At 64.0% G+C, this 21,708-nt stretch carries 19 protein-coding genes and 1 tRNA gene; 12 read left to right on the forward strand and 8 right to left on the reverse strand.

The genetic code is table 11. The features are described from left to right. Positions 1-46 precede the first annotated feature (46 nt). The gene (locus tag CMN27_RS02005) at positions 47-1,546 is read left to right on the forward strand and encodes a hydroxymethylglutaryl-CoA synthase (RefSeq protein WP_293623731.1); all 1,500 of its coding nucleotides are present in this window, start codon (positions 47-49) and stop codon (positions 1,544-1,546) included. 162 nt (positions 1,547-1,708) lie between these two features. Here the strand turns inward: CMN27_RS02005 and CMN27_RS02010 are convergent, their stop codons facing one another. Next, entirely contained in the window at positions 1,709-2,749 is a 1,041-nt protein-coding gene (locus tag CMN27_RS02010; RefSeq protein WP_293623732.1) for an NADP(H)-dependent aldo-keto reductase, read from the reverse strand. 32 nt (positions 2,750-2,781) lie between these two features. After that, complete coding sequence (locus tag CMN27_RS02015) at positions 2,782-3,666, reverse strand: phosphoribulokinase (protein WP_293623733.1); 885 nt, start codon at positions 3,664-3,666, stop codon at positions 2,782-2,784. Between the two features lie 324 nt (positions 3,667-3,990). Here CMN27_RS02015 and dctP point away from each other — a divergent pair, with 324 nt between their 5' ends. Next, positions 3,991-5,019 carry a TRAP transporter substrate-binding protein DctP gene (gene dctP, locus CMN27_RS02020; protein ID WP_293623734.1) on the forward strand — a complete coding sequence of 343 codons (1,029 nt, stop codon included), beginning with the start codon at positions 3,991-3,993 and terminating at the stop codon, positions 5,017-5,019. Between the two features lie 177 nt (positions 5,020-5,196). Here the strand turns inward: dctP and CMN27_RS02025 are convergent, their stop codons facing one another. The 5 genes from CMN27_RS02025 to thiS all read right to left on the reverse strand — a co-directional run bounded on the left by CMN27_RS02025 (position 5,197) and on the right by thiS (position 9,809). Next, on the reverse strand, positions 5,197-5,658 hold the full coding sequence (locus CMN27_RS02025) for a GNAT family N-acetyltransferase (protein WP_293623735.1): 462 nt from the start codon (positions 5,656-5,658) through the stop codon (positions 5,197-5,199). Positions 5,659-5,793: 135 nt separating this feature from the next. Next, positions 5,794-7,077, reverse strand: a complete 1,284-nt coding sequence (locus CMN27_RS02030) for a TRAP transporter large permease (RefSeq protein WP_293623736.1) — start codon at positions 7,075-7,077, stop codon at positions 5,794-5,796. Between the two features lie 46 nt (positions 7,078-7,123). After that, entirely contained in the window at positions 7,124-7,744 is a 621-nt protein-coding gene (locus CMN27_RS02035; protein ID WP_293623737.1) for a TRAP transporter small permease, read from the reverse strand. Positions 7,745-8,032: 288 nt separating this feature from the next. After that, positions 8,033-8,716 carry a tRNA (guanosine(46)-N7)-methyltransferase TrmB gene (trmB, locus tag CMN27_RS02040; protein ID WP_293623738.1) on the reverse strand — a complete coding sequence of 228 codons (684 nt, stop codon included), beginning with the start codon at positions 8,714-8,716 and terminating at the stop codon, positions 8,033-8,035. A 94-nt stretch (positions 8,717-8,810) separates the two neighbouring features. Continuing rightward, a complete protein-coding gene (thiS, locus tag CMN27_RS02045) occupies positions 8,811-9,809 on the reverse strand; it encodes a sulfur carrier protein ThiS (protein WP_293623739.1) in 999 nt (332 codons plus the stop codon). A 335-nt stretch (positions 9,810-10,144) separates the two neighbouring features. On the opposite strand from thiS, the gene CMN27_RS02050 reads away from it, so the two are divergent. From CMN27_RS02050 to CMN27_RS02095, 10 genes are all read left to right on the forward strand, one after another. Beyond that, complete coding sequence (locus CMN27_RS02050; RefSeq protein ID WP_293623740.1) at positions 10,145-12,523, forward strand: AsmA family protein; 2,379 nt, start codon at positions 10,145-10,147, stop codon at positions 12,521-12,523. Between the two features lie 22 nt (positions 12,524-12,545). Then, the gene (locus tag CMN27_RS02055) at positions 12,546-13,115 is read left to right on the forward strand and encodes an SRPBCC family protein (protein ID WP_293623741.1); all 570 of its coding nucleotides are present in this window, start codon (positions 12,546-12,548) and stop codon (positions 13,113-13,115) included. Beyond that, positions 13,087-14,166 carry an A/G-specific adenine glycosylase gene (gene mutY, locus CMN27_RS02060; RefSeq protein WP_293623742.1) on the forward strand — a complete coding sequence of 360 codons (1,080 nt, stop codon included), beginning with the start codon at positions 13,087-13,089 and terminating at the stop codon, positions 14,164-14,166. The genes CMN27_RS02055 and mutY overlap by 29 nt, the downstream gene beginning before the upstream one ends. Then, a complete protein-coding gene (locus CMN27_RS02065) occupies positions 14,163-14,435 on the forward strand; it encodes an oxidative damage protection protein (RefSeq protein WP_293623743.1) in 273 nt (90 codons plus the stop codon). Before mutY ends, CMN27_RS02065 begins: the two co-directional genes overlap by 4 nt. Before the next feature lie 80 nt (positions 14,436-14,515). Next, a tRNA-Phe gene (locus CMN27_RS02070) sits at positions 14,516-14,591 on the forward strand. Between the two features lie 127 nt (positions 14,592-14,718). Next, positions 14,719-15,315 (forward strand): GNAT family N-acetyltransferase, encoded by a 597-nt coding sequence (locus tag CMN27_RS02075; RefSeq protein WP_293623744.1) that lies wholly within the window; start codon positions 14,719-14,721, stop codon positions 15,313-15,315. A gap of 105 nt (positions 15,316-15,420) precedes the next feature. Further along, positions 15,421-16,635: a glycine betaine/L-proline ABC transporter ATP-binding protein ProV gene (proV, locus tag CMN27_RS02080; protein ID WP_293623745.1), complete on the forward strand. Its 1,215-nt coding sequence runs from the start codon at positions 15,421-15,423 to the stop codon at positions 16,633-16,635. Further along, a complete protein-coding gene (locus CMN27_RS02085; protein WP_366515388.1) occupies positions 16,635-17,579 on the forward strand; it encodes a proline/glycine betaine ABC transporter permease in 945 nt (314 codons plus the stop codon). The genes proV and CMN27_RS02085 overlap by 1 nt, the downstream gene beginning before the upstream one ends. A 60-nt stretch (positions 17,580-17,639) precedes the next feature. After that, on the forward strand, positions 17,640-18,521 hold the full coding sequence (locus tag CMN27_RS02090; RefSeq protein ID WP_293623747.1) for a glycine betaine ABC transporter substrate-binding protein: 882 nt from the start codon (positions 17,640-17,642) through the stop codon (positions 18,519-18,521). A gap of 164 nt (positions 18,522-18,685) precedes the next feature. Next, positions 18,686-19,870, forward strand: coding sequence for an MFS transporter (locus tag CMN27_RS02095; RefSeq protein WP_293623748.1), 1,185 nt, complete (start codon positions 18,686-18,688; stop codon positions 19,868-19,870). A 24-nt stretch (positions 19,871-19,894) separates the two neighbouring features. On the opposite strand, the gene CMN27_RS02100 is transcribed toward CMN27_RS02095, so the two are convergent. After that, positions 19,895-21,673, reverse strand: coding sequence for an ABC transporter ATP-binding protein/permease (locus tag CMN27_RS02100; RefSeq protein ID WP_293623749.1), 1,779 nt, complete (start codon positions 21,671-21,673; stop codon positions 19,895-19,897). Positions 21,674-21,708 lie beyond the last annotated feature (35 nt).

The following is a 21,708-nucleotide window of genomic DNA, read 5'->3' on the forward strand; positions in this document are numbered from 1 at the left end:
ATCAGCCTGCCGTCATTCGGCATGCCCGCGAAGACAAGAGACCGCGATGCCTGGAATCAGTGGACTGGCGCTTTATCTGCCGCCCTATCGTGTACAGCTCGCCGACTGGTGCGAATGGAACGACCAGCCCTGGGACAAGATCCGCAACGTCGTCGGGCGCAGTTTTCGTATGCGCGGCCCGGAACAGAGTGTGTATACGCTGGCGGCAAACGCCGCCTGGCGGCTGATCCAGGCCTACGATATCGACCCGCGCGATATCGGCTATCTGGCGCTCGGCACGGAATCTTCCAGCGATAATTCCGCCGGCTCGGTCATCGTCAAGGGCATGCTCGACGACGCGCTGGCGGCACACCGGATGCCGGCCATGTCGCGCGAATGCGAGGTGCCGGAATACAAGCATGCCTGCCTGGGCGGCGTGTATGCGATGAAGGGCGCGCTGCGCTATCTGGCCACCGACGGGGTCACGCGCAAGGCGATCGTGATCTGTTCGGATATCGCCGAATACGAGCGTGGCAGCAGCGGCGAACCCACCCAGGGCGCGGGTGCCGTGGCCCTGCTGCTCGAAGCCGAGCCGCGGCTGCTGCATGTGGATCTGGCCGGCGCGGGCAGTGCCTCGGACTATCGCATGGTGGATTTCCGCAAGCCGTTCGCGCGTTTTCGTGGTCAGCCCAGCCGGATCGACGGGCAGATGCAGGATTTGCCCGTGTTCAACGGCCGCTATTCGACCAGCTGCTATATCGATGCCACCCGTCATGCCATGAACGCGCTGCTCGCCCGTCAGAGCGAGCGCGGGCCCGACTATTTTCGCGGCGTGGATGCGGTGTTCATGCACCGGCCGTATCACAAGATGCCCGCCGCAGGCTGGGCCATGGCCTATCTGTTCGCCTTGGCCGAAGGCGATGAAACCGCGCGCGCCGAGCTGCGCGAATACTGCGTTCAGGCCAATATGGACTACGAGGCCGTGCTGGCCGAGATCGGCGGTGCGGCCCCGGACATGCGCGAGCGCGTACAGGCCGGGCTGAGCGGAGACGATGCCTTTCCCCTGGCCTCGCTGCTGCTGCGTAGCCTGCGCGGCAGCGAATTCTGGCAGCAGCTGGTGGCTGCCAAGCTGTCGCTGGGCAGCGAGATGATGCGCGATCTGGGCAATCTCTATACCGCGGCGCTGCCGGCCTGGCTGGCGGCCGGTTTCGTGCAGGCACTACGCGAAAACGTGAATCTCGACGGCCAGCGTTGGCTGGCGCTGGGCTATGGCAGCGGCGATGCCGCCGAGGCCTTGCCGATGCGCGTGGCCGACGACTGGCGCAGCGCGGCCGAGCGGATCAACTTCATGGATGCGCTGGGCGACCCGCTGGATCTCGATCAGGATCAGTATGTGGCCCTGCACGACGGCCGCGTGGCCGCACTCGATCCGGTGCCGGCCCACGACGAATTCGTGGTCGATGCGATCGGCGAGCGTGACGAGCCGGGCTTTAGCGATGTGGGTATCGAGTACTACCGCTATGTCGCCAACGGCCATACGTTATTGACCCGCCCCAGGAATCGATAATTCGATAGGCGATTTTTGCGGGCTGCGAACGCGCCTGTGCGAAAGTACGCGCGCCACGGCCTACGGCCGTAAAGCCATGGAAGGAGCCGCCTGGCAGATGCGGAGTTAACAAACCGCAGGCGCTGCTTACGCCCGCGGTTCGTCACGCCACCGCGCCGTGGGCTACGGGCAGGGGTTGGGGTTGTCGGCGTGGATCGCCTCGATCGCCTGAACGAGTTCGTCCGAAAGCTCGATATCGGCACTGGCGATATTGGTTTCCAGCTGTTGCATGGTGGTTGCCCCGATGATGTTCGAGGTCAGAAAGCTGCGGCTGTTCACATAGGCCAGCGCCATCTGGGCGGGGTCCACGCCGTGCTTCTGGGCCAGCGCCACATAGTCGGCGGTGGCCTGCTTGCCGCGGGCGTTGGTATAGCGCGAGAAACGCTCCCAGCGCGTCAGGCGCGCGCCTTCCGGCGCGGCGCCGTCGAGATACTTGCCGGTGAGCATGCCGAAGGCCAGCGGTGAATAGGCCAACAGGCGGACGTCCTCGCGCTCGGCGCATTCGGCCAGGCCGATCTCGAAGGTGCGGTTGAGCAGCGAGTAGGGGTTCTGGATGGACACCACGCGCGGCAGGTTTTCGTTTTCGGCCGCGCGCAGATAGCGCATCAGACCCCACGGCGTTTCATTGGACAGGCCGACGCAGCGAATCTTGCCTTCCTCGACCAGACGTCCGAGTTCGCCCAGCGTGTCCTCGATGGGTACGGCGTCGTCGTCTTCGGCATGGGTATAACCGCGCTTGCCGAAGGTGTTGGTGGAGCGATCCGGCCAGTGGACCTGATACAGATCCAGATAATCCGTATGCAGCCGATCAAGGCTGGCTTCCAGGGCGCTACGAATCTGTTTTGGCGTCAGGCGCGTTTCGAAGCCGTCGCGCAGGTAGTCCATCTTGGAGCGCCCGGTGACCTTGCTGGCCAGCACCACGTCGTCGCGCCGGCCGGAGGCGGCGAGCCAGGAGCCGATGTACTCCTCGGTACGGCCCTGGGTGTCGGCCTTGGGCGGCACGGGGTACATCTCTGCAGCATCGATGAAGTTCACGCCCTGATCGAGGGCGTAGTCGATCTGGCGGTGGGCTTCGTCCTCGGTGTTCTGTTCGCCGAAGGTCATGGTGCCCAGGGCGATACGGCTGACGTCGATATCGCTGCGGCCGAGTTTGCGGTATTGCATGAAGGTCTTCTTTATTGACGTGTCTGGTGCGCTCAGCGTGACAGCGCGGCTTCGCGCTGTTCGAGCAGGCGCCGGATGATCGGCCCGATGATGATTTCGATGGCCATGCGCATTTTGGTGCCGGGTACCACCACGGTATTCGGGCGCGACATGAACGATCCATGGATCATGGTCAGCAGATAGGGAAAATCAACCGCCCAGTGCGCCGGATCGCGAAACCGGATCACCACCATGGATTCGTCGTCGTTGGGTACGTCGCGAGCCACGAACGGGTTGGAGGTATCCACCAGCGGTACGCGCTGGAAATTGACGTCGGTGCGGGTGAACTGGGGCGTGATATAGCGCACATAATCGGGCATGCGCCGCAGGATCACCTTGGCGACGTCTTCCGGCGCATAGCCGCGGACGTCGATATCGCGACGGATCTTCTGGATCCATTCCAGGTTGATGGTGGGTACTACGCCCACCATCAGATCCACATGCTGTGCCACGTCTACCTGGTCGGTGACCACGCCGCCGTGCAGGCCTTCGTAGAGCAGCAGTTCGGTATCGGCATCGATCGGGCCCCACTCGGTGAACGTGCCCGGTTCGAGGCCGAACTCTGCGGCCTCGATTTCGTCGTGCAGATAGCGCCGTGTTTCGCCGGTGCCGCGATCGCCATACTCGGCAAACAGTTTCTGTAGACGATCGAGCCGGTTCGCGCCCGGACCGAAATGACTGAAATTTTCGCCGCGAATGGTGGCCCGCCGGACCGCCTTGGCCATCTCGCGTCGGCTGTAGGCATGAAAGGCATCGCCGTCGATATAGGCCGCGCGCACGTGCAGGCGGTGGAAGATGTGCTCGAAGGCAATACGGGCGGTCGAGGTGCCGGCACCGGATGACCCCGTCACCGCGACGATGGGATGGATAACGGACATGTAGCGATACTCCCAGTACGGCCAGTGTCAGCGCGTGCGGACGATGCGATGGCATCGCCCGGAGTGCGCAAACAGGGTAACGATGAACGGGCGCTGAAGTCCCCGTCATCGATCGACAACCATACCACCGCAATGCGCTGCATCGCAGGTTGTCATGCCTGTTCGGCAAAGCTTTTGCATGCCTTGCTTGCTACGCTGCAAGACCGATATGACCGGTTCGTTGCGGCGATCGAAAGACCGGTTCGCGCAGGCCTGCGGCTTGACACGAACCGGCCTTTACCATTTAGTGAAACGACTCTATTCAGAATCCACGAAGGGGGATTTATGCGGCTCAAAGCCATCGGTTTGGCCATCGCGTTCGGACTCGTCACGGTTGCGGGCTCGGCAAACGCCGAAACCTGGCGCTTCGGCCTCGAAGAGATCGAGGGCAGCGTCCAGTACGAATATGCCAAGGAATTCAAGGATCGCATCGAGGAGAAGAGCGACGGTGAGATCACCGTCCAGCTGCTGCCGTACGGCAAGTGGGGTTCGAGCTATTCTGCGCTCTATGACGCGATCCAGAACGGCGCGATTCAGATCGGTTTCGGCTCGGGCTTTCTCGGCGGCACCGTGCCGGAAAGCCAGCTCATGAGCCTGAACTTCGTGATGCCGGAAGACGAGCTTGCCACCGCCAAGGCGCTCAACTCGGATACCTTCCTGAAAAGCGATGCCTGGCAGCAGTCGTTTCGCAAGCGTGGCCTGGTACCGCTGGCGGAGCTGCCCGAGGGCTATCAGGTCTGGACCGCCAACAAGGAGATCCGCAGCCCCGAGGATATGAACAATCTGCATATCCGCGTAATGGACAACAGCCTGCTGCGTGCGACCTATCGTGCCTACGGCGCGGCGCCGATCACCATTGCCTACGGCGAGCTCTACAGCGCCCTGCAGCAGGGCCAGGCGGACGCGAATATCCAGCCGGTGTTCGCGCATGAGGAAATGGGCTTCTACGAAGTTCAGGACTACATGATCTTCGCCAACCAGTCGCAGTTCGTCGGCAACATGATCGGTAACCTCGACTGGTGGGACAGCCTGTCCGAAGACCAGCAGAAGATGGTCGAGCAGACCACCCAGGAGCTGGTGCAGGTCGGCCATGATATCCAGAGCCAGTTCAACAAGGAGCGTCTGGATACCATCAAGGAGAAGGGCGATATCCAGATCATCGAACTCAACGACGACGAGCGCGCCAAGTTCGAGGAGAAGGCCAAGCCGGTTCGCGAAACCTACGTCAACGACGTGGGTGAACGCGGCCAGGCCGCCCTCGATGCGTTGCTCAAGGCCATCGATGAGACCAAGGGCGATAGCGCCAGCCAGTAAGGCTTCGCTGCCTGCCCGGTCGACCTGATCGGGCGTCGTAATGAAGACCCGGGCAGTCCGCTGCCCGGGTCTTTTCATGTCCGGGGGAGGGCGAGCGGTTCTTGAACGCGGCGCCGTTTTCTTGACGAACGCGTCGTAGCGACGGGCGCCGGTTGGACGTGCGCGAGCCCGAAGAACTCACCGTTTGTAGCGCATATGCAGGGCCGCGGACCGGGGATAGCCCTTTACTGGACCGGCCTCGGTGAACCCGAGTCGCCGATACACCGCAATCGCTGCCGCGTTATCGCGGAATACGTTCAAGGAAATGGATTTCGGCTGCCGGGCCAGAGCCCAGCGGAGTAGCGCGTTCACGAGTTCGAGTCCGTAACCCTGGCAGCGATGCGACGGACTGACGATCAGCCGGGCGAAATGTAGACGGTTTCGTGGTTTCGGCATCACCTGGCCGAAGCCCAGCAGTTCTTGCGTGCCGACCAGGCAGAACGCATCGGCACGATCCCATTCGATCTGTTCGGCCAGCTGCGCCTTGTCTATCGGATACGACACCCGTGGGCCGGCCCAATACAGACACTGCTGCGGCGAGCCGATCCATTGGATGAGCGCGTTCAGATCGTCTTGGCGTGCGGTGCGAAGTACGCTCATCGCAAGGCTCTACCTGCACCATAAAAGCGCCCCGTCACGGGGCGCGATTGGTGTGCATGGGCCGTGTCTCGCCGACTTCTGCGCGTCTATCTTGGCCATGGGCCTGAATCGGCGTGGTTCTGCGCGCCTGTTTCGCTACTGCCCCCCGATCGACGGCAGGAAAAGCGAAATCTGCGGGAACAGGATCAGAATGAAGGTGGCCAGCATGAGGATGGCGATGAACGGCGGTGTGCCGCGAATCACGTCCATATAGGGCCGGCGGAATACCGCGATGGCGGTGAAGATGTCGCAGCCGAAGGGCGGCGTGGCGGAGCCGATCGCGGCCTGGAGGGTGACGATCACGCCGACATGGACCGGGTCGAGCCCGGCGGACTGCACCAGCGGCTTGAAGATCGGCACCAGAATCAGGATGACCACGATCGGATCGACGAACATGCAGCCGACGAAGAAAGCGGCCGCGATCAGCAGCAGGGCGAGTATCTGATTGTCGCCGATGGCATCGATCGCCGGGCCGAGCAGCTGTTCGGGTACGCCGGCGGTGCCCAGCGTCTGCGAAAAGGCTGCGCCCACGGCCACCAGGATGAACACCACGGCCGTGATCATGCCCGTCGACAGCGCCAGCGGCCCGAGATCGCGGATCGAAACCTGGCGATAGATGATGACTTCAAGTATCAGCGCGTAGGCGACGGCCACAGCCGAGGCTTCAACGGCGCTGAAATAACCGCCGTAGATACCGCCCACGACGAGTACCGGAAAGCCCAGGGGCAGAATGGTCTTGCGCAGCGCGGTGAAGCGTTCGCCCCAGCTCGCCTTGGGTTCGGCCGGAATGCCCTGAACGACGGCGCCGATATAGCAGTAGACGGCGAACATGCCCAGAATCAAAAGGCCGGGCAGGATGCCGGCAAGGAAGAGGTCGCCGATCGAGGTCTTCATGACCACGCCGTAGACGATGAAACCGATCGAGGGCGGGATCAGCAGGGCGATGTCCGAGGCGTTGATGATCAGTGCCAGGGCGAACTTGTCGGGGTAGCCCTTGGCCAGCAGACGCGGGCGCATGGGTCCGCCCATGGCCACCACAGTGGCCTGAGTGGAGCCGGATACGGCGCCGAACAGCGCACAGGAGGCGGCGGTGGTAATCGGCAGGCCGCCGCGCATATGGCGGGTAAAGGCATCGACCAGATCGAGCAGGCGATTGGCGGTATGGCCCTTGGTAAGAATATCCGCGGCAAAAATGAACATCGGCACTGCGGCGAGCACCCAGCTGCCCACCCCGTTGATCATCCAGCTCACGGCCTGATCCGGGCCGAAGAAGGTCATGCCCGTGAACATCATGTAGAGCGTGCCCACCGCCAGCGGCACCATCATCGGAAACCCGAGCATCAACAGCACGAGCATGATCAAGCCCAACCACATCAGCATGCGCTAACCCCTCGTCATCTTTCTAAAGTCGAACAGCGGGCGCGATTCAAACGCCGCGTGGCTCCTGGCTGGCATGGGTCTGACCGCTGTCGTCGAGCGGTATGTCGGAATACTCTTCCTTCTCGTTGAAAGAGCGGTAGATATCGTCGCTGACCAGGTTGCGCACGATGGTCAGCAGATATTGCACGCCCGCCAGGGTGAAGCCGATCGGCAGCGCCAGGTTGACCATCCACAGTGGTACGCCCAGCGACGAACTGGCTCGACCGCGTTCATAAAGCGTGATGTCGTACTGGGCCGATTTGTAGGCAAAATAGAACATCAGCGCGCCGGTACCCAGACAGATCACGATCAACAGCCCCTTGCGTGCCCAGCCGCTGAGCTGGTCGTAGATGGCCGACATGCTGATATGCCGGGCACAGCGTGCGGCATAGCCAACGCCGACGAAGGTCATGATCACGATCAGCATTTCCGTGACTTCATAGGTCCCGGGAATGCCGCGATCAAAGAGCAGATTGCCGACCACGTGCGCGCTCATCAGCGCCGCCATGAGCAGTACGCTGCCGGCAACCACGATCCGCTCGAGCCAGCCGAACGCCTGATCGATGGCGTTGAGTGCCACCAGGATGATGTTGCGGTCCTTGCGCTCGTCAGCGCTGGGTAGGTTCATGTATTCGCCTCGCTTCACTCGCCTGCAATTATCGCCGACCGCTATGCGCAGGCCGTCGACGCCGTGGTCGAGAATCGCCCATACCGCGATAGCGATAATGTCGGTTATCCCCGCCTACGTTGTTTGACGTTACAGGCATCCTCGCGCCTTCGCTACTCGCCATCCGACCAACGGCATTCTCGTTCACGCCCCGTCTGCCTTGCCGTTCACGGTTAGCAAAAGCGGTGCCACATGCGGGCGGCCGGGCCTGAAACGGCCTGTTGGCGCGCGCTCGGCACGCTCGATGACTCAGGGCAGGCGGCGATAGGCCATATCGAATACGGCGTGGCCCTTGCGCAGGCCGCGCGCTTCAAAGCGCGTTCCGGTACGCGGTGGTTCGCTCACGAAGCCGTCGCGATCGCCGACGTTCTCGAACGACGAATGCGCATCGAGCGTTTCGCGCATGTGTTCGGCATAGTTCGCCCAGTCCGTGGCCAGCCGCCACAGGCCGTTGGGTTTGAGCACGCGGGCGATTTCGTCGGCAAAGCCGGGCTGCACGATACGCCGCTTGTGGTGGCGTTTCTTCGGCCAGGGGTCGGGGAAATAGAGCAGCACGTTGTCGAGGCTGGCATCGGCAAAGCCGGCTGCAAGCACCTCGACAGCGTCGAGATTGAATACCCGTACGTTGCTCGCACCTGCGGCGTCGACCGCGCCGAGCAGCCGGCCGACCCCGGTGAGATAGACCTCGATACCGATGAAGTCCTCGTCGGGATAACGCACCGCCAGATCGGCCAGCACCTCGCCGGCGCCGAAGCCGATTTCCAGCGTGCGCGGCGCCTCGCGGCCGAATTCCGCGGCCCAGTCGATCGGGGCCTCGGGCATGGCCAGGCCGTAGCGCGGCCAGAGCAGTTCCAGATTTTTCTGCTGGCCGCTGGTCAGGCGACCCTCGCGGCGTACGAAGCTGCGGATACGTCGTGCGTGGGTTGTATTCACGTCAAGTCATCCCGGCCAATACGACATTCGCCCAGCGTCACGCTGCCGGACGAACGCCAACGGCAGCTAACGCCAAGGCCCAGCCGATCGGCGCTTAGAAAGGCAGGTCGGTCATCGGCGAAGACGCCGAGGCATAGCGGCGACGCGGCATGCGCCCGGCCAGAAACGCCATGCGCCCGGCGATCACGGCATGGCGCATGGACTGGGCCATGAGCACCGGTTTGTTGGCATGGGCGATGGCCGAATTCATCAGCACGCCGTCGCAGCCCATCTCCATGGCAATGGAGGCATCCGAGGCGGTGCCCACGCCGGCATCGACAAGCACCGGTACGTTGGCGTTCTCGACGATTTCGATCACGTTGTAGCGATTCTGGATACCCAGACCGGAGCCGATCGGCCCGGCCAGCGGCATGATCGCGACACAGCCGATGTCTTCCAGACGGCGCGCGGCGATCGGGTCGTCACTGGTATAGACCATCACCTCGAAGCCGTCGTCGACGAGCTGTTTCGCGGCGACCAGCGTTTCGCTCATGTCCGGATAGAGCGTCTTCTTGTCGCCCAGCACCTCGAGCTTGACCAGGTTGTGGCCGTCGAGCAGTTCGCGTGCCATGCGACAGGTGCGTACCGCCTCCTCGGCATTGAAGCAGCCGGCCGTATTCGGCAGCAGCGTGTATTTCTCCGGCGGGATGATATCCAGCAGATTGCGCTTCTTGGCCGCCTCGGGGTCGTTCAGGGCCGGCGTACGCCGGATCGCCAGGGTCACGATCTCTGCGCCCGAGGCCTGGATCGCGGCGTCGGCCTGATCCAGATCGGCATATTTGCCGGTGCCCACCAGCAGGCGCGATTCGAACTTGCGCCCGGCAATGGTGAGGCTGTCGGATTCGGCCACGGCCTGGCCGCCGCCGATCGCATGCACGATTTCGAGCGTGTCGCCCGGGGCGATCATGGTCTGCGGGTAACGCTCGCGGGGCACGATCTGGCCGTTGTGTTCGACCGCGATACGCTGATCGCCGTAGCCCAGATCGTTGACCAGCTGCGCGAGCGTGGCGTGCTCCGCGCACTGCGTGGGGGCACCGTTGACTTCGATCTGCATGATATTGTCCGACGTCGTCGAAAATGGTTGTTGCACAGGCATGTACAGCCGAGTGTCTCGGCTGTCCGCCCGGGTTTTGCGGCCGTCGCCGGCAGGCGCATGCGCTGGCATGCGCGCACCCGATCCGGCCAGGAAAATCCCGGCTGCCTGTCGATGGGCCATGGCCCGGTCGAGACGCGCTAGAATAACGCGCCTCGCGGTTGCATGCGACTTGCACCGGCCGGTATGCAGGCGTCAGCGTCCGCGGGGAACACGCTGCGGCAGCGGGGGTCTATTCGCCCGGTCCACGCGCGCCGCGCGCCGCTTTGACAATTCCTAAGTATGGCCTTGCCCGCATGAAACGTACTCTTCGCATTCTGCTTGCCGTGTTGGGCGTGCTCGTTGCGCTGATCGTGGTGGCGGTGATCGCCCTGCCGCTGATTTTCGACCCCAACGATTACAAGCCGCAGATCAACGCCGCCATCGAACGCCAGATCGGCCGCGAGGTGAATATCAGCGGCGATATCGGGCTCTCGGTCTTTCCCTGGCTGGGCCTCGAACTGGGGCGGGTCGAGGTAGCCAACGCCGAAGGCTTCGGCGACAAACCGATGGCGGAAATGAATTCGGCCGAGGTCAGCGTCAAGCTGCTGCCGCTGATCCAGCGCGAGATCGAGGTGGGTACGGTCACGCTCAACGGCCTGCGCCTGCGCCTCGCGCGCAACGCCGACGGGCGCAGCAACTGGGCTGATATCAGCGAACATCTGAGCGAGGGACAGGCCGAGGCCGAAGAGGCCGAGCAGACCGAAGCCCCGGACGATGTCGATACCGGGACCCAGACCGAAGGCGGCTTCACCCTCGAATCGCTGCAGATCGGCGCGATCGATGTGTCCGACGCGGCCGTTTCCTGGCGCGACGAGACCACCGGCGCGGACTATCGCCTGACCGACGTGCGCCTGGGTACGGGGCGTCTCGTCGACGGCCAGCCGGTACGGCTGGAATTCTCGGGCGATCTCGCCGCACCCAAGGAAGACCTGGCCGCGGACTTCAACCTGGTGGCCCGGGTCGAACCCAATATCGCCGATCAGTTCTATCGCTTTTCCGACATGACGCTGAGCGTGCTGGCCGAGGGTGAGGGCGTGCCCAACGGCAAGCAGCAGGCATCGCTGTCCGGCAACGGCGAATACGACGCCGCCGAGGGCCGCCTGAAGCTTTCCGGCATGACTTTCCAGGGCGCCGGCCTGAACGTGACCGCCAACGTCGACGGCATCGGCCTGAACGACCAGCCCTCCTACGCGGGCCGGGTGACCTTCAAGCGTTTCGATCCGCGTGCGGTGATGAACGAGCTGGGCATCGATGCGCCGGCGACGCAAAAATCGGGCGCGCTGTCGTCGGCGGGCTTTGATGCCCAGTTCGATATCAACAACGACCGGGCCGAGTTCAAGCAGATACTGGCCACGCTCGACGACAGCTCGCTCAAGGGCTCGGCCAGCGTCGAGAACTTCGAGCGTCCGGCGTTCAAGTTCGACCTCGATCTGGATGAACTGAACGTGGACGATTATCTGCCGCCCGGCAGCGCCGAGCAGGCGCAGAGCGAGCAGCCGGCCGAAACCGGCGGCGGCGAAAAGCAGAAGGCGGCCGAGATCGATCTGTCGGCGCTCAAGGAACTGCGCCTGAACGGCCAGCTCTCGGCCGGCTCGTTGACCGCCGCGAATATCGAGGCCACCCATGCCGAGCTCACGGTGGCCGCCCGCGACGGCGTGCTCACCATCGAACCGCTCACCGCCGATCTTTACGACGGCAACGTGCGTGTGAGTGCCCGCGTGGACGCTACGCGCGATACGCCGCGCTATGCCTTCAAGGGCAACCTCAACGGTCTGCAGTTTCAGCCGCTGCTCAAGGACGTGGCCGATACCGACCGCGTCGCCGCGCTGGCCAACATGAGCGTGGACGTGACCAGCGCCGGCAAGCAGGTGGCGTCCATGAAGCGGGCGCTCAACGGCAATCTGAACTTCGATCTGCGTGACGGCGCCTTCAATGGCTTCAATCTGGCCGAGGTGATCGCGGCCGCGCGCACGCGTTTGCAGGGCGACAAGGTCGACGCGGATGCCAGCGGCATCGGCAGCGAAGAGCAGACGCCGTTCAATCGATTCGCCGCGTCGTTCAGCATCAGCGACGGCGTGCTGGCCGGCAAGGATCTGAATCTGGTCACGCGCGTGCTCGAGGCCACCGGCTCGGGCAGCTATGACCTGGCCGACAACCAGCTCGATTACACCGTCGCCGCGATCGTGCCGGAAGACGCCTCGGGCAAACTCGCCGAACTGGCCGGGCTGCAGGTGCCGATCAAGCTCACCGGCAATCTGCTGTCGCCTGACTACAGCCTCGACGTGAAGAGTGCCCTGCGCGGCGCGGCCGAAAAACGCCTGCAGGAAGAGTCGGAAGACCTCAAGAACAAGGTGCGCGAAAAGATCGAAGAACGCGGCAAGAAGGTCGATGCCGATACGCGGGCCCGTATCGAAAAAGGCCTGAACAGCCTGCTGGGCGGCAATCGAAAGAAGGCGGCCAACGACGATAGCGCCGAAGATACGAACGCGGCGGCCGAGCCCGAGGCGTCGTCCGAACAGGACAATGCCAGCGACGCGAAGCCGGCTGCCGAGCCCGAGGCTGAGGCCGACACCCCGGCCGGCGAGAACAGCGACGCCGCCGCGCAGGGCAACGCCGAATCTGCGAGCCAATAGCCGGGCCGTGGCGCGCAGGCGGATGCGCGTAGCAGCCGGTATCGCCGCGCTAGCCCTCCTCGTCGTGGCTGGCCCGGCCGTGGCGGCGGTGATCGAGACGATGCAGGTCGAGCGCGACGACGGCCGCTACAGCATCGCGGCGTCCATGCGTCTGTCGGTCGCGCAGCCGCAGGCGTTTCGTGCCGCCAGCGACTACGAACGACTGCCGGAATTCAATCCGAGCATAATCGCCAGCCAGCGGCTGCCCGGCGAGCGCCTGCGTTCGACCATCCGGCTATGCGTGGCGCTGTTCTGCAAGCGTATCGAACAGGTCATGTACTACCAGCAGACGCCGCCGGATTCGATCGCCATGCAGGTGGTGCCCGGCGCGGGCGATATCAAGGCCGGGCGCGCCGACTGGCGATTCAGCGCCGAGGGCGAGAACACCACGCGAATGGTCTTCGACGCCGAAATCGAGCCCGATTTCTGGGTCCCTCCCTTGATCGGGCCCTACCTCATCGCCCGCGAACTGCGCCGCCAGGCGCGGGTGACTGCCGAATCCATCGAACGGCTGGCCAGCGACTATGACGACGACACCGAATCCGGCGATTGAGCGCGCGCCCACCGCAATAGCCGAGGCCCTGCTGGCCTGGTTCGATATCCACGGCCGCCACGACCTGCCCTGGCAGCATCCGCGCAGCGCCTATCGGGTATGGGTCGCCGAAGTCATGCTCCAGCAGACGCAGGTGGCCACCGTCATCGATTACTTCAACGCCTTCATGGCGCGTTTCCCCGACGTTCACGCCCTGGCGTCGGCCCCCAGCGACGACGTCATGGCGTATTGGGCAGGGCTGGGCTACTACGCACGAGCGCGCAACCTGCACGCCGCGGCCCGGGCCGTGGTGGCCGAGCACGGCGGCGCGTTTCCCCGGGATGTGGAATCCCTGATGGCGCTGCCCGGTATCGGCCGTTCGACTGCCGGTGCGATCGCGGCCCAGGCCTTCGGCGTGTGGGCGCCGATTCTCGATGGCAATGCCAAGCGCGTGATCGCCCGTCTGGCAGCACTCGCGGCCACACCCGGTACCGCCGCCTACGAAAAGCCACTCTGGCAGCTGGCCGAGCGCTACACGCCGAAACAGCGAGTGACCGACTACACCCAGGCGATCATGGATCTCGGGGCAACGCTTTGTACCCGTAGCGCGCCCGACTGCGGTCGTTGTCCGTTATCCGACCGCTGCGCGGCCTATGCCATGGGCGAACAGGCGCGTATTCCCACCCCGCGCAAGCGCAAAAGACGCCCGCAGCGTGAAACCCGCGTGCTCGTGGTCACGGATGCCGCCGATCGTCTGCTGCTGGAAAAACGCCCGCCGGCCGGCATATGGGGCGGGCTGTGGAGCCTGCCGGAGGTGGCGGTGGATGCAGATATCGCCGACGCCTGCGCCAGGCGTTTCGGCTTGCGGGTGGAAAACACGCAGGAACTCGCCCCCGTGCAGCATGGTTTTACCCATTTCGAGCTGTTGATTCATGCCACCCGTGTGCAGGTCGGGGATGGGGCACGTATCATGGACAGCTCGCTGCAATGGTTCGAGCCGAACGCACGCCCCGGCGTGCCGGCGCCTATTGCAAAGCTTCTGGACAGTCCGCAACACACGCTAGCGCTATGAGCCACACCGTACACTGCGTCAAACTCGATCAAGAGGCCGAAGGCCTGCCACGGCCGCCGCTGCCCGGGGAGCTGGGCAAACGCATCCACGAGAATGTCTCGATGCAGGCTTGGCAGCAATGGATGACCGAACAGACGCGCCTGATCAACGAATACGGTCTGCATCTGGCCGATCCGAAAGCGCGCGAGTTCCTGATGGAACAAACCGAAGAATATTTCTTCGGCAGCGGCCAGACCGCCGAAACGCACTACGTGCCGCCCGAACAGTAGCCCACCGATACGTCGCCGAGGTTGACGTTGGGCGCGGGGATCGGTTTAATACGCGCTCTTCAAGATCGCTTGTACGATCTGGCCGGATAGCTCAGTTGGTAGAGCATGCGACTGAAAATCGCAGTGTCGGTGGTTCGATTCCACCTCCGGCCACCATCTTTCCCCTCCCTGATGTATCGCATGTGGCGCTGACAGGCTCGCCCACGTAAGCGGTTTTCTGCGTGCATCCGCGCCCGGCCACGTCTTACACTCGTGTCAGACCCGACCGGCAGGGATGCAGTCAATGACGCAACTGAGTACCACCCGTTGCAGTGGCCGCGATATCGAGGCGCATGTGGATGAGCTCGCTGCCTTGCGTATCCGCGTGTTTCGCGATTTTCCCTATCTCTACGACGGGGATCTCGACTACGAACGCGAGTATCTTGCGACCTACGTGAATTCACCGCGCTCGCTGGCCTTTCTGGTGCACAACGGCGATCGGCTGGTCGGTGCGACCACCGCCTTGCCGCTGAGCGACGAGGAGGCGGCGTTCCGGGCGCCGCTTGCCGAGGCCGGCTTCGACGTCGATCGGGTGTTCTATTTCGGCGAATCGCTGCTGCTGGCCGACTATCGCGGCCACGGCCTCGGGCACCGCTTTTTCGACGAGCGCGAAGCCTGGGCGCGCCAGGCCGGCGATTTTTCCCATGCCTGTTTCTGTGCGGTACAGCGCCCCGAAGACCACCCGCTGCGACCGGCGGATTACCAGCCGTTGGATACCTTCTGGCAACGGCGCGGTTTTGCGCGTCGCGACGATATCAGCGCCGTTTATCGCTGGCAGGATATCGATCAAGCCCAGGAAACCGACAAGCGTCTAACCTTCTGGATACGGGCGCTGGACTGAATTCCCAACGGCGGCGCGGCCGCCGGGCGTCGAGGGCGGCGGCCACGCTGGCGTGGAATTTGCGTTAGGGTGGTTCGGATTGTTGGGGGAAACGTCGGGGGGCGTTTGAGCATTAAATTATCGGTAGAGCACGTCTACAAGGTTTTCGGCGCGCACCCCAAGCGTGCGCTGGAACGCATTCAAAAAGGGCAGACCAAGGACGAGATATTCGCCGCCACCGGGATGACGGTGGGCGTGTCCGATGCCAGTTTCGACGTGGCCGAAGGCGAGATATTCGTGGTGATGGGGCTGTCCGGCTCGGGCAAGTCCACGCTGGTTCGCATGCTCAATCGCCTGATCGAACCCACCGCGGGTTCGATCCGTATCGACGGCCAGGACATCACACGCATGACGCGCAAGCAGCTGATTGCGCTGCGTCGACGCGAGATCAGCATGGTGTTTCAGTCGTTTGCGCTCATGCCGCACCAGAACGTGCTCGAAAATACCGCATTCGGGCTGGCCGTGGCCGGTGTCGGGCGCGAGCAGCGCGAGGAAAAGGCGCTCGCCGCGCTGGACGCCGTAGGCCTCAAACCCAATGCGCACAGCTTTCCGGACGAACTGTCCGGCGGCATGAAGCAGCGCGTGGGCCTGGCCCGGGCGCTGGCGGTCGACCCCGGCATTCTGTTGATGGATGAGGCGTTTTCCGCGCTCGATCCGCTCATTCGTACCGAAATGCAGGACGAGCTGCTGCGCCTGCAGTCCGAACATGCCCGAACCGTGGTGTTCATCACCCACGACCTGGACGAGGCCATGCGGGTGGGCGATCGCATCGCCATCATGCAGGGCGGTACGGTCGTACAGGTGGGCACGCCCGAGGAAATCGTGCGCGAACCGGCCAACGAATACGTGCGCTCGTTTTTCCGCGGCGTGGACGTCAGCCACGTATTCACCGCCGCCGACGTGGCCCGGCGCGATCAGGTCACGGTCATGGAACGCCCCGGGGTGAGCCTGCGCGCCGCGCTGGAACGCCTGCGCGGCCACGATGGCTCGGCGGCCGTGGTGCACGATCGCGGCGGCAAGTATCAGGGGGTGGTGAGCATCGATTCGCTCATTGCCTGTATCGATGGCCTGGGCCGGCGCGACGAGGGGCGTATCGAGGATGCGTTCATTCGCGAGGTCGAGCCGGTTTCCGTGGATACGCCGCTCACCGAACTCATGACCCAGGTGGCCCACAGCCCCTGTCCGGTGCCGGTGGTGGACGCGCACGGACGTTACAAGGGCACCATCTCGCGAGCCACGCTGCTGCATACGCTCGATCGCACGGACAAGGGGGCGGCATGATCAGTCTTTACGCCGGTATCGGCGCGTTCTGGCAGTCGCTCAAGGAAGCCTTCGTGGTCGATCTGCCCATCGGCGAGGGCTTTACCGCGGTGGTCGATTTCATGCAGACGCATTTCGACCTGTTCTTTACCGCCATTGCCGACGCGATCAGCTTTGTGGCGGACAATCTCACCGCCTTTTTCAACTACCTGCCGCCGCAGCTGGTGTTCGGCGTGCTCGCCGTGCTCGCGCTCTGGCGGGTGGGCTGGCAGTTTGCCCTGTTCGTGCTGCTGGGCCTCTACGTGGTCATGGGCATGGATCTGTGGCCGGAGTCCATGGATACGCTCGGGCTGGTGATCGCCGCCACGCTGGCCGCGCTCGGTGTGGGCCTGCCGCTGGGCGTGGCCATGGCCAAGAGCGATCTGCTCGCGGCGCTCGTACGCCCGGTGCTGGATTTCATGCAGACGCTGCCGGCGTTCGTGTATCTGATTCCGGCGGTGATCTTTTTCGGCACCGGGCGCGTGCCCGGTACGATCGCGACCGTGATCTTTTCCATGCCGCCGGCGGTACGCATGATGAACCTGGGCATTCGCCAGGTGCCGGCAGAGAATGTCGAGGCCGGGCGCGCCTTCGGCTGCAATCCGCTGCAGCTGCTGTTCAAGGTGGAGCTGCCGCTGGCGCTGCCCTCGATCATGGCCGGCATCAATCAGACCATCATGCTGGCGCTGTCGATGGTGGTGATCGCCTCGATGATCGGCGCGGGCGGTCTGGGCGATCCGGTGCTTGCGGGCATCCAGCAGCTGCGTCTGGGCACGGGCTTCGAAGGCGGCCTCGGCGTGGTGATTCTGGCGATCATCCTCGATCGTCTCACCCAGAGCTTTGCCCAGCGCAGCCGGCATCGCACCGGTATTGGCACACGAATCAAACAGTTGTTCGCACGAGGTGAAGGCGTGCGCGCGGATTAGCGGACGACGCGAACGGTCGCGTCTGCCCGCTCCATGATCATTCGAAGGGAGACCGAAAGCATGCAAACGCATTCATTCAAGCACTGGCTGGGTACAGCCGCCATGGCCGCCGGCCTGACGTTCGGCGCGTTCGGCTCGGCTCAGGCAGCAGACGATACGATCGAATTCGGCTGGACTGCGTGGTCGGACGCCGAGTTCATCACCAAGCTCGCCAAGCAGGTCATCGAGGAGCATACCGACTACAACGTCAAGCTCACGCTCTCGGCGATCGGCGTGCAGTATCAGGGCGTCGCCAACGGCGATCTGGATGCCATGCTCATGGCCTGGTTGCCGGATACGCACCGTGAGTACATGAATCGTGTCGAGGACGATGTCGTCAATCTCGGCACCATGTACGAGGGTGCGCGTTTAGGCTGGGTCGTGCCGAGCTATGTGCCGGAAGACCAGCTCGCTTCGATCGAGGACCTCAAGAAAGCCGAGGTGCAGGAAAAGCTTGGCGGCCGGATTCAGGGTATTGATCCGGGCGCCGGATTGATGCAGTTGTCGAACGATACGATCGACGAGTACGGCCTTGGTGATTACCGTCTGGTTTCGGCCAGCGGTGCGGCCATGACGGCTGCGCTGGCACGCGCCGAGAAGCGCGATGAATGGATTGTGGTCACCGGCTGGACACCCCACTGGATGTTCGGCCGCTGGGACCTGCGTTTTCTCGACGATCCGAACGGTACGCTGGGCGAGGCGCAGCATGTCGACGTGATCGCGCGCAAGGGTTTCAAGAAGGACTATCCGGAAGTCGCGACTTTCCTGAGCAACTACAAGCTCGACCTGGAAGATCTGCAGGCCGCGATGGACGAAGCCCAGAAGACGAGCTACGAACAAGCCATCCAAACCTATATTGACGAGAATGGCGAACAGATCGAGAGCTGGTTCGAACAGAGCTGATCGTAGCGGCTATTCGCTGAACCTCGAGGCCCGGCATTGCCGGGCCTTTTTTATGCGAGTTCGGGGGAAACATGTCGTTGCATGATGAAGACTGTTAGCCTCTATGCCCGTTCCGCGTCGTACACGTTCGATCCCGCGTGTACGCCCGTCCGCAGGATTACCGAATGACCGAGTCGAATCGATCCACCGCGCTGTTTTTCGGCGCGGCGCTTACGTTCGTTGTCACCATGATGGGCACGACGCTGCCCACGCCGCTCTATCCGATTTACCAGGCCGAGCTGGGGTTTTCGCAGCTGATCATCACCGTGATCTTTGCTGCCTATGCGGTGGGCGTGATCGGCGCGCTGATCGTCACCGGCAGCTGGTCGGATCAGCTTGGGCGCCGGCCCATGCTGGCCCTCGGGCTGGTCTTCTCGGCGGCCAGCGCCTGCGCGTTTCTCTGGGGCGGTGGGCTGGCACCCCTGCTGCTCGGGCGCGTGCTTTCGGGTATTTCGGCAGGCATATTCACCGGCACGGCGATGGTCGCGGTCGTCGAGCTTGCGCCCGCGGCCTGGGCCGGTAGCGCGACGCTGATCGCCACCGCGGCCAACATGGGCGGCCTGGGGCTCGGGCCGCTGTTCGCGGGCGTGCTCTCGCAGTATTTTCCGGCGCCGCTGACCCTGTGCTTCGTGGCCGACCTGGTTCTGATCGCGGTGGCGGGCGTGGCCGTTTTACTGGTGCCCGAAACCGCCGAACGCCCCGCACGGCCGCGTCTGCGTATTCAGTCCCTGCAGGTGCCGCCCGCGGTACGCGGCGTGTTCGTCCCGGCGGCCATCGCCGGCTTCGCGGGTTTTTCCGTGCTCGGTCTGTTCACGGCCATCGCGCCCGCCTTCATCGGCAAGATTCTGGACTACGACAACCATGCGCTCACCGGTGCGGTGGTGTTCCTGTTGTTCGTGGCCTCGACCGTGGGCCAGGTCGGGCAGTCGCGTTTGCCCGAGCGCTGGCGCCTGCCTCTGGGCTGTATCGGTCTGATCGCGGGCATTGCCCTGGTGGCGCTGGCCATCCTGCAGTCGTCGCTGGCGTTTCTCGTGGCTGGCGCGATCGTGGCCGGTATCGGCCAGGGCGTGGCGTTTCGTGCCGGCATGGGGGCGGTGACCGCGGCGAGCCCGGCCGCGCGTCGTGGCGAAGTGGCCTCCACGTTCTTCGTGGTGCTCTATGTGGCCATTTCGATTCCCGTGGTGGGGATCGGCGTGGCCGCACAGACGCTGGGTCTGCAGACCGCCGGTATCGGCTTTTCGATGGCCGTGGCGGTGCTGGCCGCGCTCGCGCTGATCAGCCTGCTGCTGCGTCGTCGTGCGACGGACTGACCGGCTCGCAAATGGGCGAGCCGGCTAGCCGGATTCGCGCTGCTGTAGCCGCCACATCGCAGCATAGTGACCGTTCGCGGCCAGCAGCTCGGCATGGCGGCCGCGTTCGATGATATGCCCGTCGTCCATGACCACGATCTCGTCGGCGTCGACCACGGTGGACAGGCGATGGGCGATCACGAGCGTGGTGTGGTTGGCCGCCAGCTCGGCCAGCGCGGCGGTGATCGCCTGTTCGGCATGGCTGTCGAGCGAGGAGGTGGCTTCGTCGAAGATGAGGATCGCCGGATTCTTGAGAATGGCGCGGGCGATGGCGATACGCTGTTTCTCGCCGCCGGAGAGCTTGAGCCCGCGTTCGCCCACGAGCGTGTCCATGCCGTCGGGCAGGCGTGCGATCAGGCCATCCAGATGGGCCATGCGGGCGGCCCGGGCGACCGCCTCGGGCGCGGCGTCGGGCTGGCCGTAGGCGATATTGTATTCGATGGTGTCGTTGAACAGCACGGTGTCCTGGGGCACCACGCCAATGGCGTCGCGCAGGCTGGCCAGGCTGAGCTGGCGGATATCGTGCCCGTCGACGGTGATTCGCCCGGCATCGACGTCGTAGAAGCGAAACAGCAGGCGCGCGAGCGTCGACTTGCCGGCGCCGGACTGGCCGACCACGGCGAGCTTTTTGCCCGGCGCGATGGTGAAGTCGATACCGCGCAGGATCTGACGTTCGGCGTGATAGCCGAATTGCACGGCCTCGAAGCGGACCTCGGGGCGTTCGGCGGCCAGCGGCCGCGCGTCGGGGGCGTCGGCGACCGTGGCTTCGACATCGAGCAGGCGGAACATGCGGGCCGTATCGGCCATCGATTTCTTGAGCTCGCGATAGACGAAGCCGAGGAAGTTCAGTGGCACGAACAGCTGGATCATGTAGGCGTTGATCATCACCAGGTCGCCGATCGTCATCTCGCCGGAGACCACCCGTGCGCCGGCGAGCATCATCATCGCGGTGATGGCGATGGCGATCACCGTGGCCTGGATGGTGTTGAGCGTACCCAGTGACAGCCGCGAGCGGCGCAGTGCGGCCTCCCACTCGCGCAGTTCGCGGTCGTAGCGATCGGCCTCGTAGCGTTCGTTGCCGAAGTACTTGACCGTTTCGTAGTTGAGCAGGCTATCGACGGCGCGGGTGTTGGCCCGGGCATCGAGCCGGTTGGATTCGCGCACATGCCGGGTGCGCCATTCGGTGAGCAGGGTGGTGGCGGCGATATAGATGACCACGCTCACCAGTACGATCACCGCGAACCAGGCGCTGTAGTAGAACAGCAGAATGCCCGCCACCAGCGCGATTTCCAGCAGTGTGGGAATGATGTTGAACAGCATGAAGCGCAGCAAAAAGCTGATGCCGCCAATGCCGCGTTCGATATCCCGCGACAGCCCGCCGGTACGCCGCGACAGATGAAAATCCATGTCCAGCGCATGCAGATGTTCGAACACGTTGAGCGCGATCCGTCGCATCGCGCGTTCGGTGACCCGGCCGAAGACCAGGTCGCGCAGCTGGCCGAACAGGACCGACGCCAGCCTCAGGGCGCCGTAGGCCAGCAGCAGGACCACCGGCAGGGCCACGCGTGCGCTTTCGTTGGCGTCGAGTGCATCGACGATATGCTTGAGCACGATCGGCAACAGCACGGTCGCGCCCTTGGCGCCGATGAGCAAAGTCAGCGCCAGGCCAACGCGCAGGCGATGTTCCCAGAGATAGGGCCAGAGCCCGGACAGGCGGCGCCACTCGTCGCGCGGCGTCTCGGCGGTGGTCGAGTCGTCGTTCAAATCAATCCAGAAAGTGCCGTGCCGGCGTCATTTGG

Source organism: Salinisphaera sp. (genome assembly GCF_002729955.1).
GTDB lineage: Bacteria > Pseudomonadota > Gammaproteobacteria > Nevskiales > Salinisphaeraceae > Salinisphaera.

Coding starts and splice junctions, on each gene's coding strand:
- CMN27_RS02090 (WP_293623747.1), top strand. CDS start 17,640: ATGCAAACGCATTCATTCAAGCACTGGCTGGGTACAGCCGCCATGGCC.
- CMN27_RS02035 (WP_293623737.1), bottom strand. CDS start 7,744: ATGAACCTACCCAGCGCTGACGAGCGCAAGGACCGCAACATCATCCTG.
- CMN27_RS02010 (WP_293623732.1), bottom strand. CDS start 2,749: ATGCAATACCGCAAACTCGGCCGCAGCGATATCGACGTCAGCCGTATC.
- dctP (WP_293623734.1), top strand. CDS start 3,991: ATGCGGCTCAAAGCCATCGGTTTGGCCATCGCGTTCGGACTCGTCACG.
- CMN27_RS02095 (WP_293623748.1), top strand. CDS start 18,686: ATGACCGAGTCGAATCGATCCACCGCGCTGTTTTTCGGCGCGGCGCTT.
- CMN27_RS02050 (WP_293623740.1), top strand. CDS start 10,145: ATGAAACGTACTCTTCGCATTCTGCTTGCCGTGTTGGGCGTGCTCGTT.
- CMN27_RS02075 (WP_293623744.1), top strand. CDS start 14,719: ATGACGCAACTGAGTACCACCCGTTGCAGTGGCCGCGATATCGAGGCG.
- CMN27_RS02025 (WP_293623735.1), bottom strand. CDS start 5,658: ATGAGCGTACTTCGCACCGCACGCCAAGACGATCTGAACGCGCTCATC.
- CMN27_RS02015 (WP_293623733.1), bottom strand. CDS start 3,666: ATGTCCGTTATCCATCCCATCGTCGCGGTGACGGGGTCATCCGGTGCC.
- CMN27_RS02030 (WP_293623736.1), bottom strand. CDS start 7,077: ATGCTGATGTGGTTGGGCTTGATCATGCTCGTGCTGTTGATGCTCGGG.
- mutY (WP_293623742.1), top strand. CDS start 13,087: ATGACGACGACACCGAATCCGGCGATTGAGCGCGCGCCCACCGCAATA.
- CMN27_RS02055 (WP_293623741.1), top strand. CDS start 12,546: ATGCGCGTAGCAGCCGGTATCGCCGCGCTAGCCCTCCTCGTCGTGGCT.
- CMN27_RS02065 (WP_293623743.1), top strand. CDS start 14,163: ATGAGCCACACCGTACACTGCGTCAAACTCGATCAAGAGGCCGAAGGC.
- thiS (WP_293623739.1), bottom strand. CDS start 9,809: ATGCAGATCGAAGTCAACGGTGCCCCCACGCAGTGCGCGGAGCACGCC.
- CMN27_RS02005 (WP_293623731.1), top strand. CDS start 47: ATGCCTGGAATCAGTGGACTGGCGCTTTATCTGCCGCCCTATCGTGTA.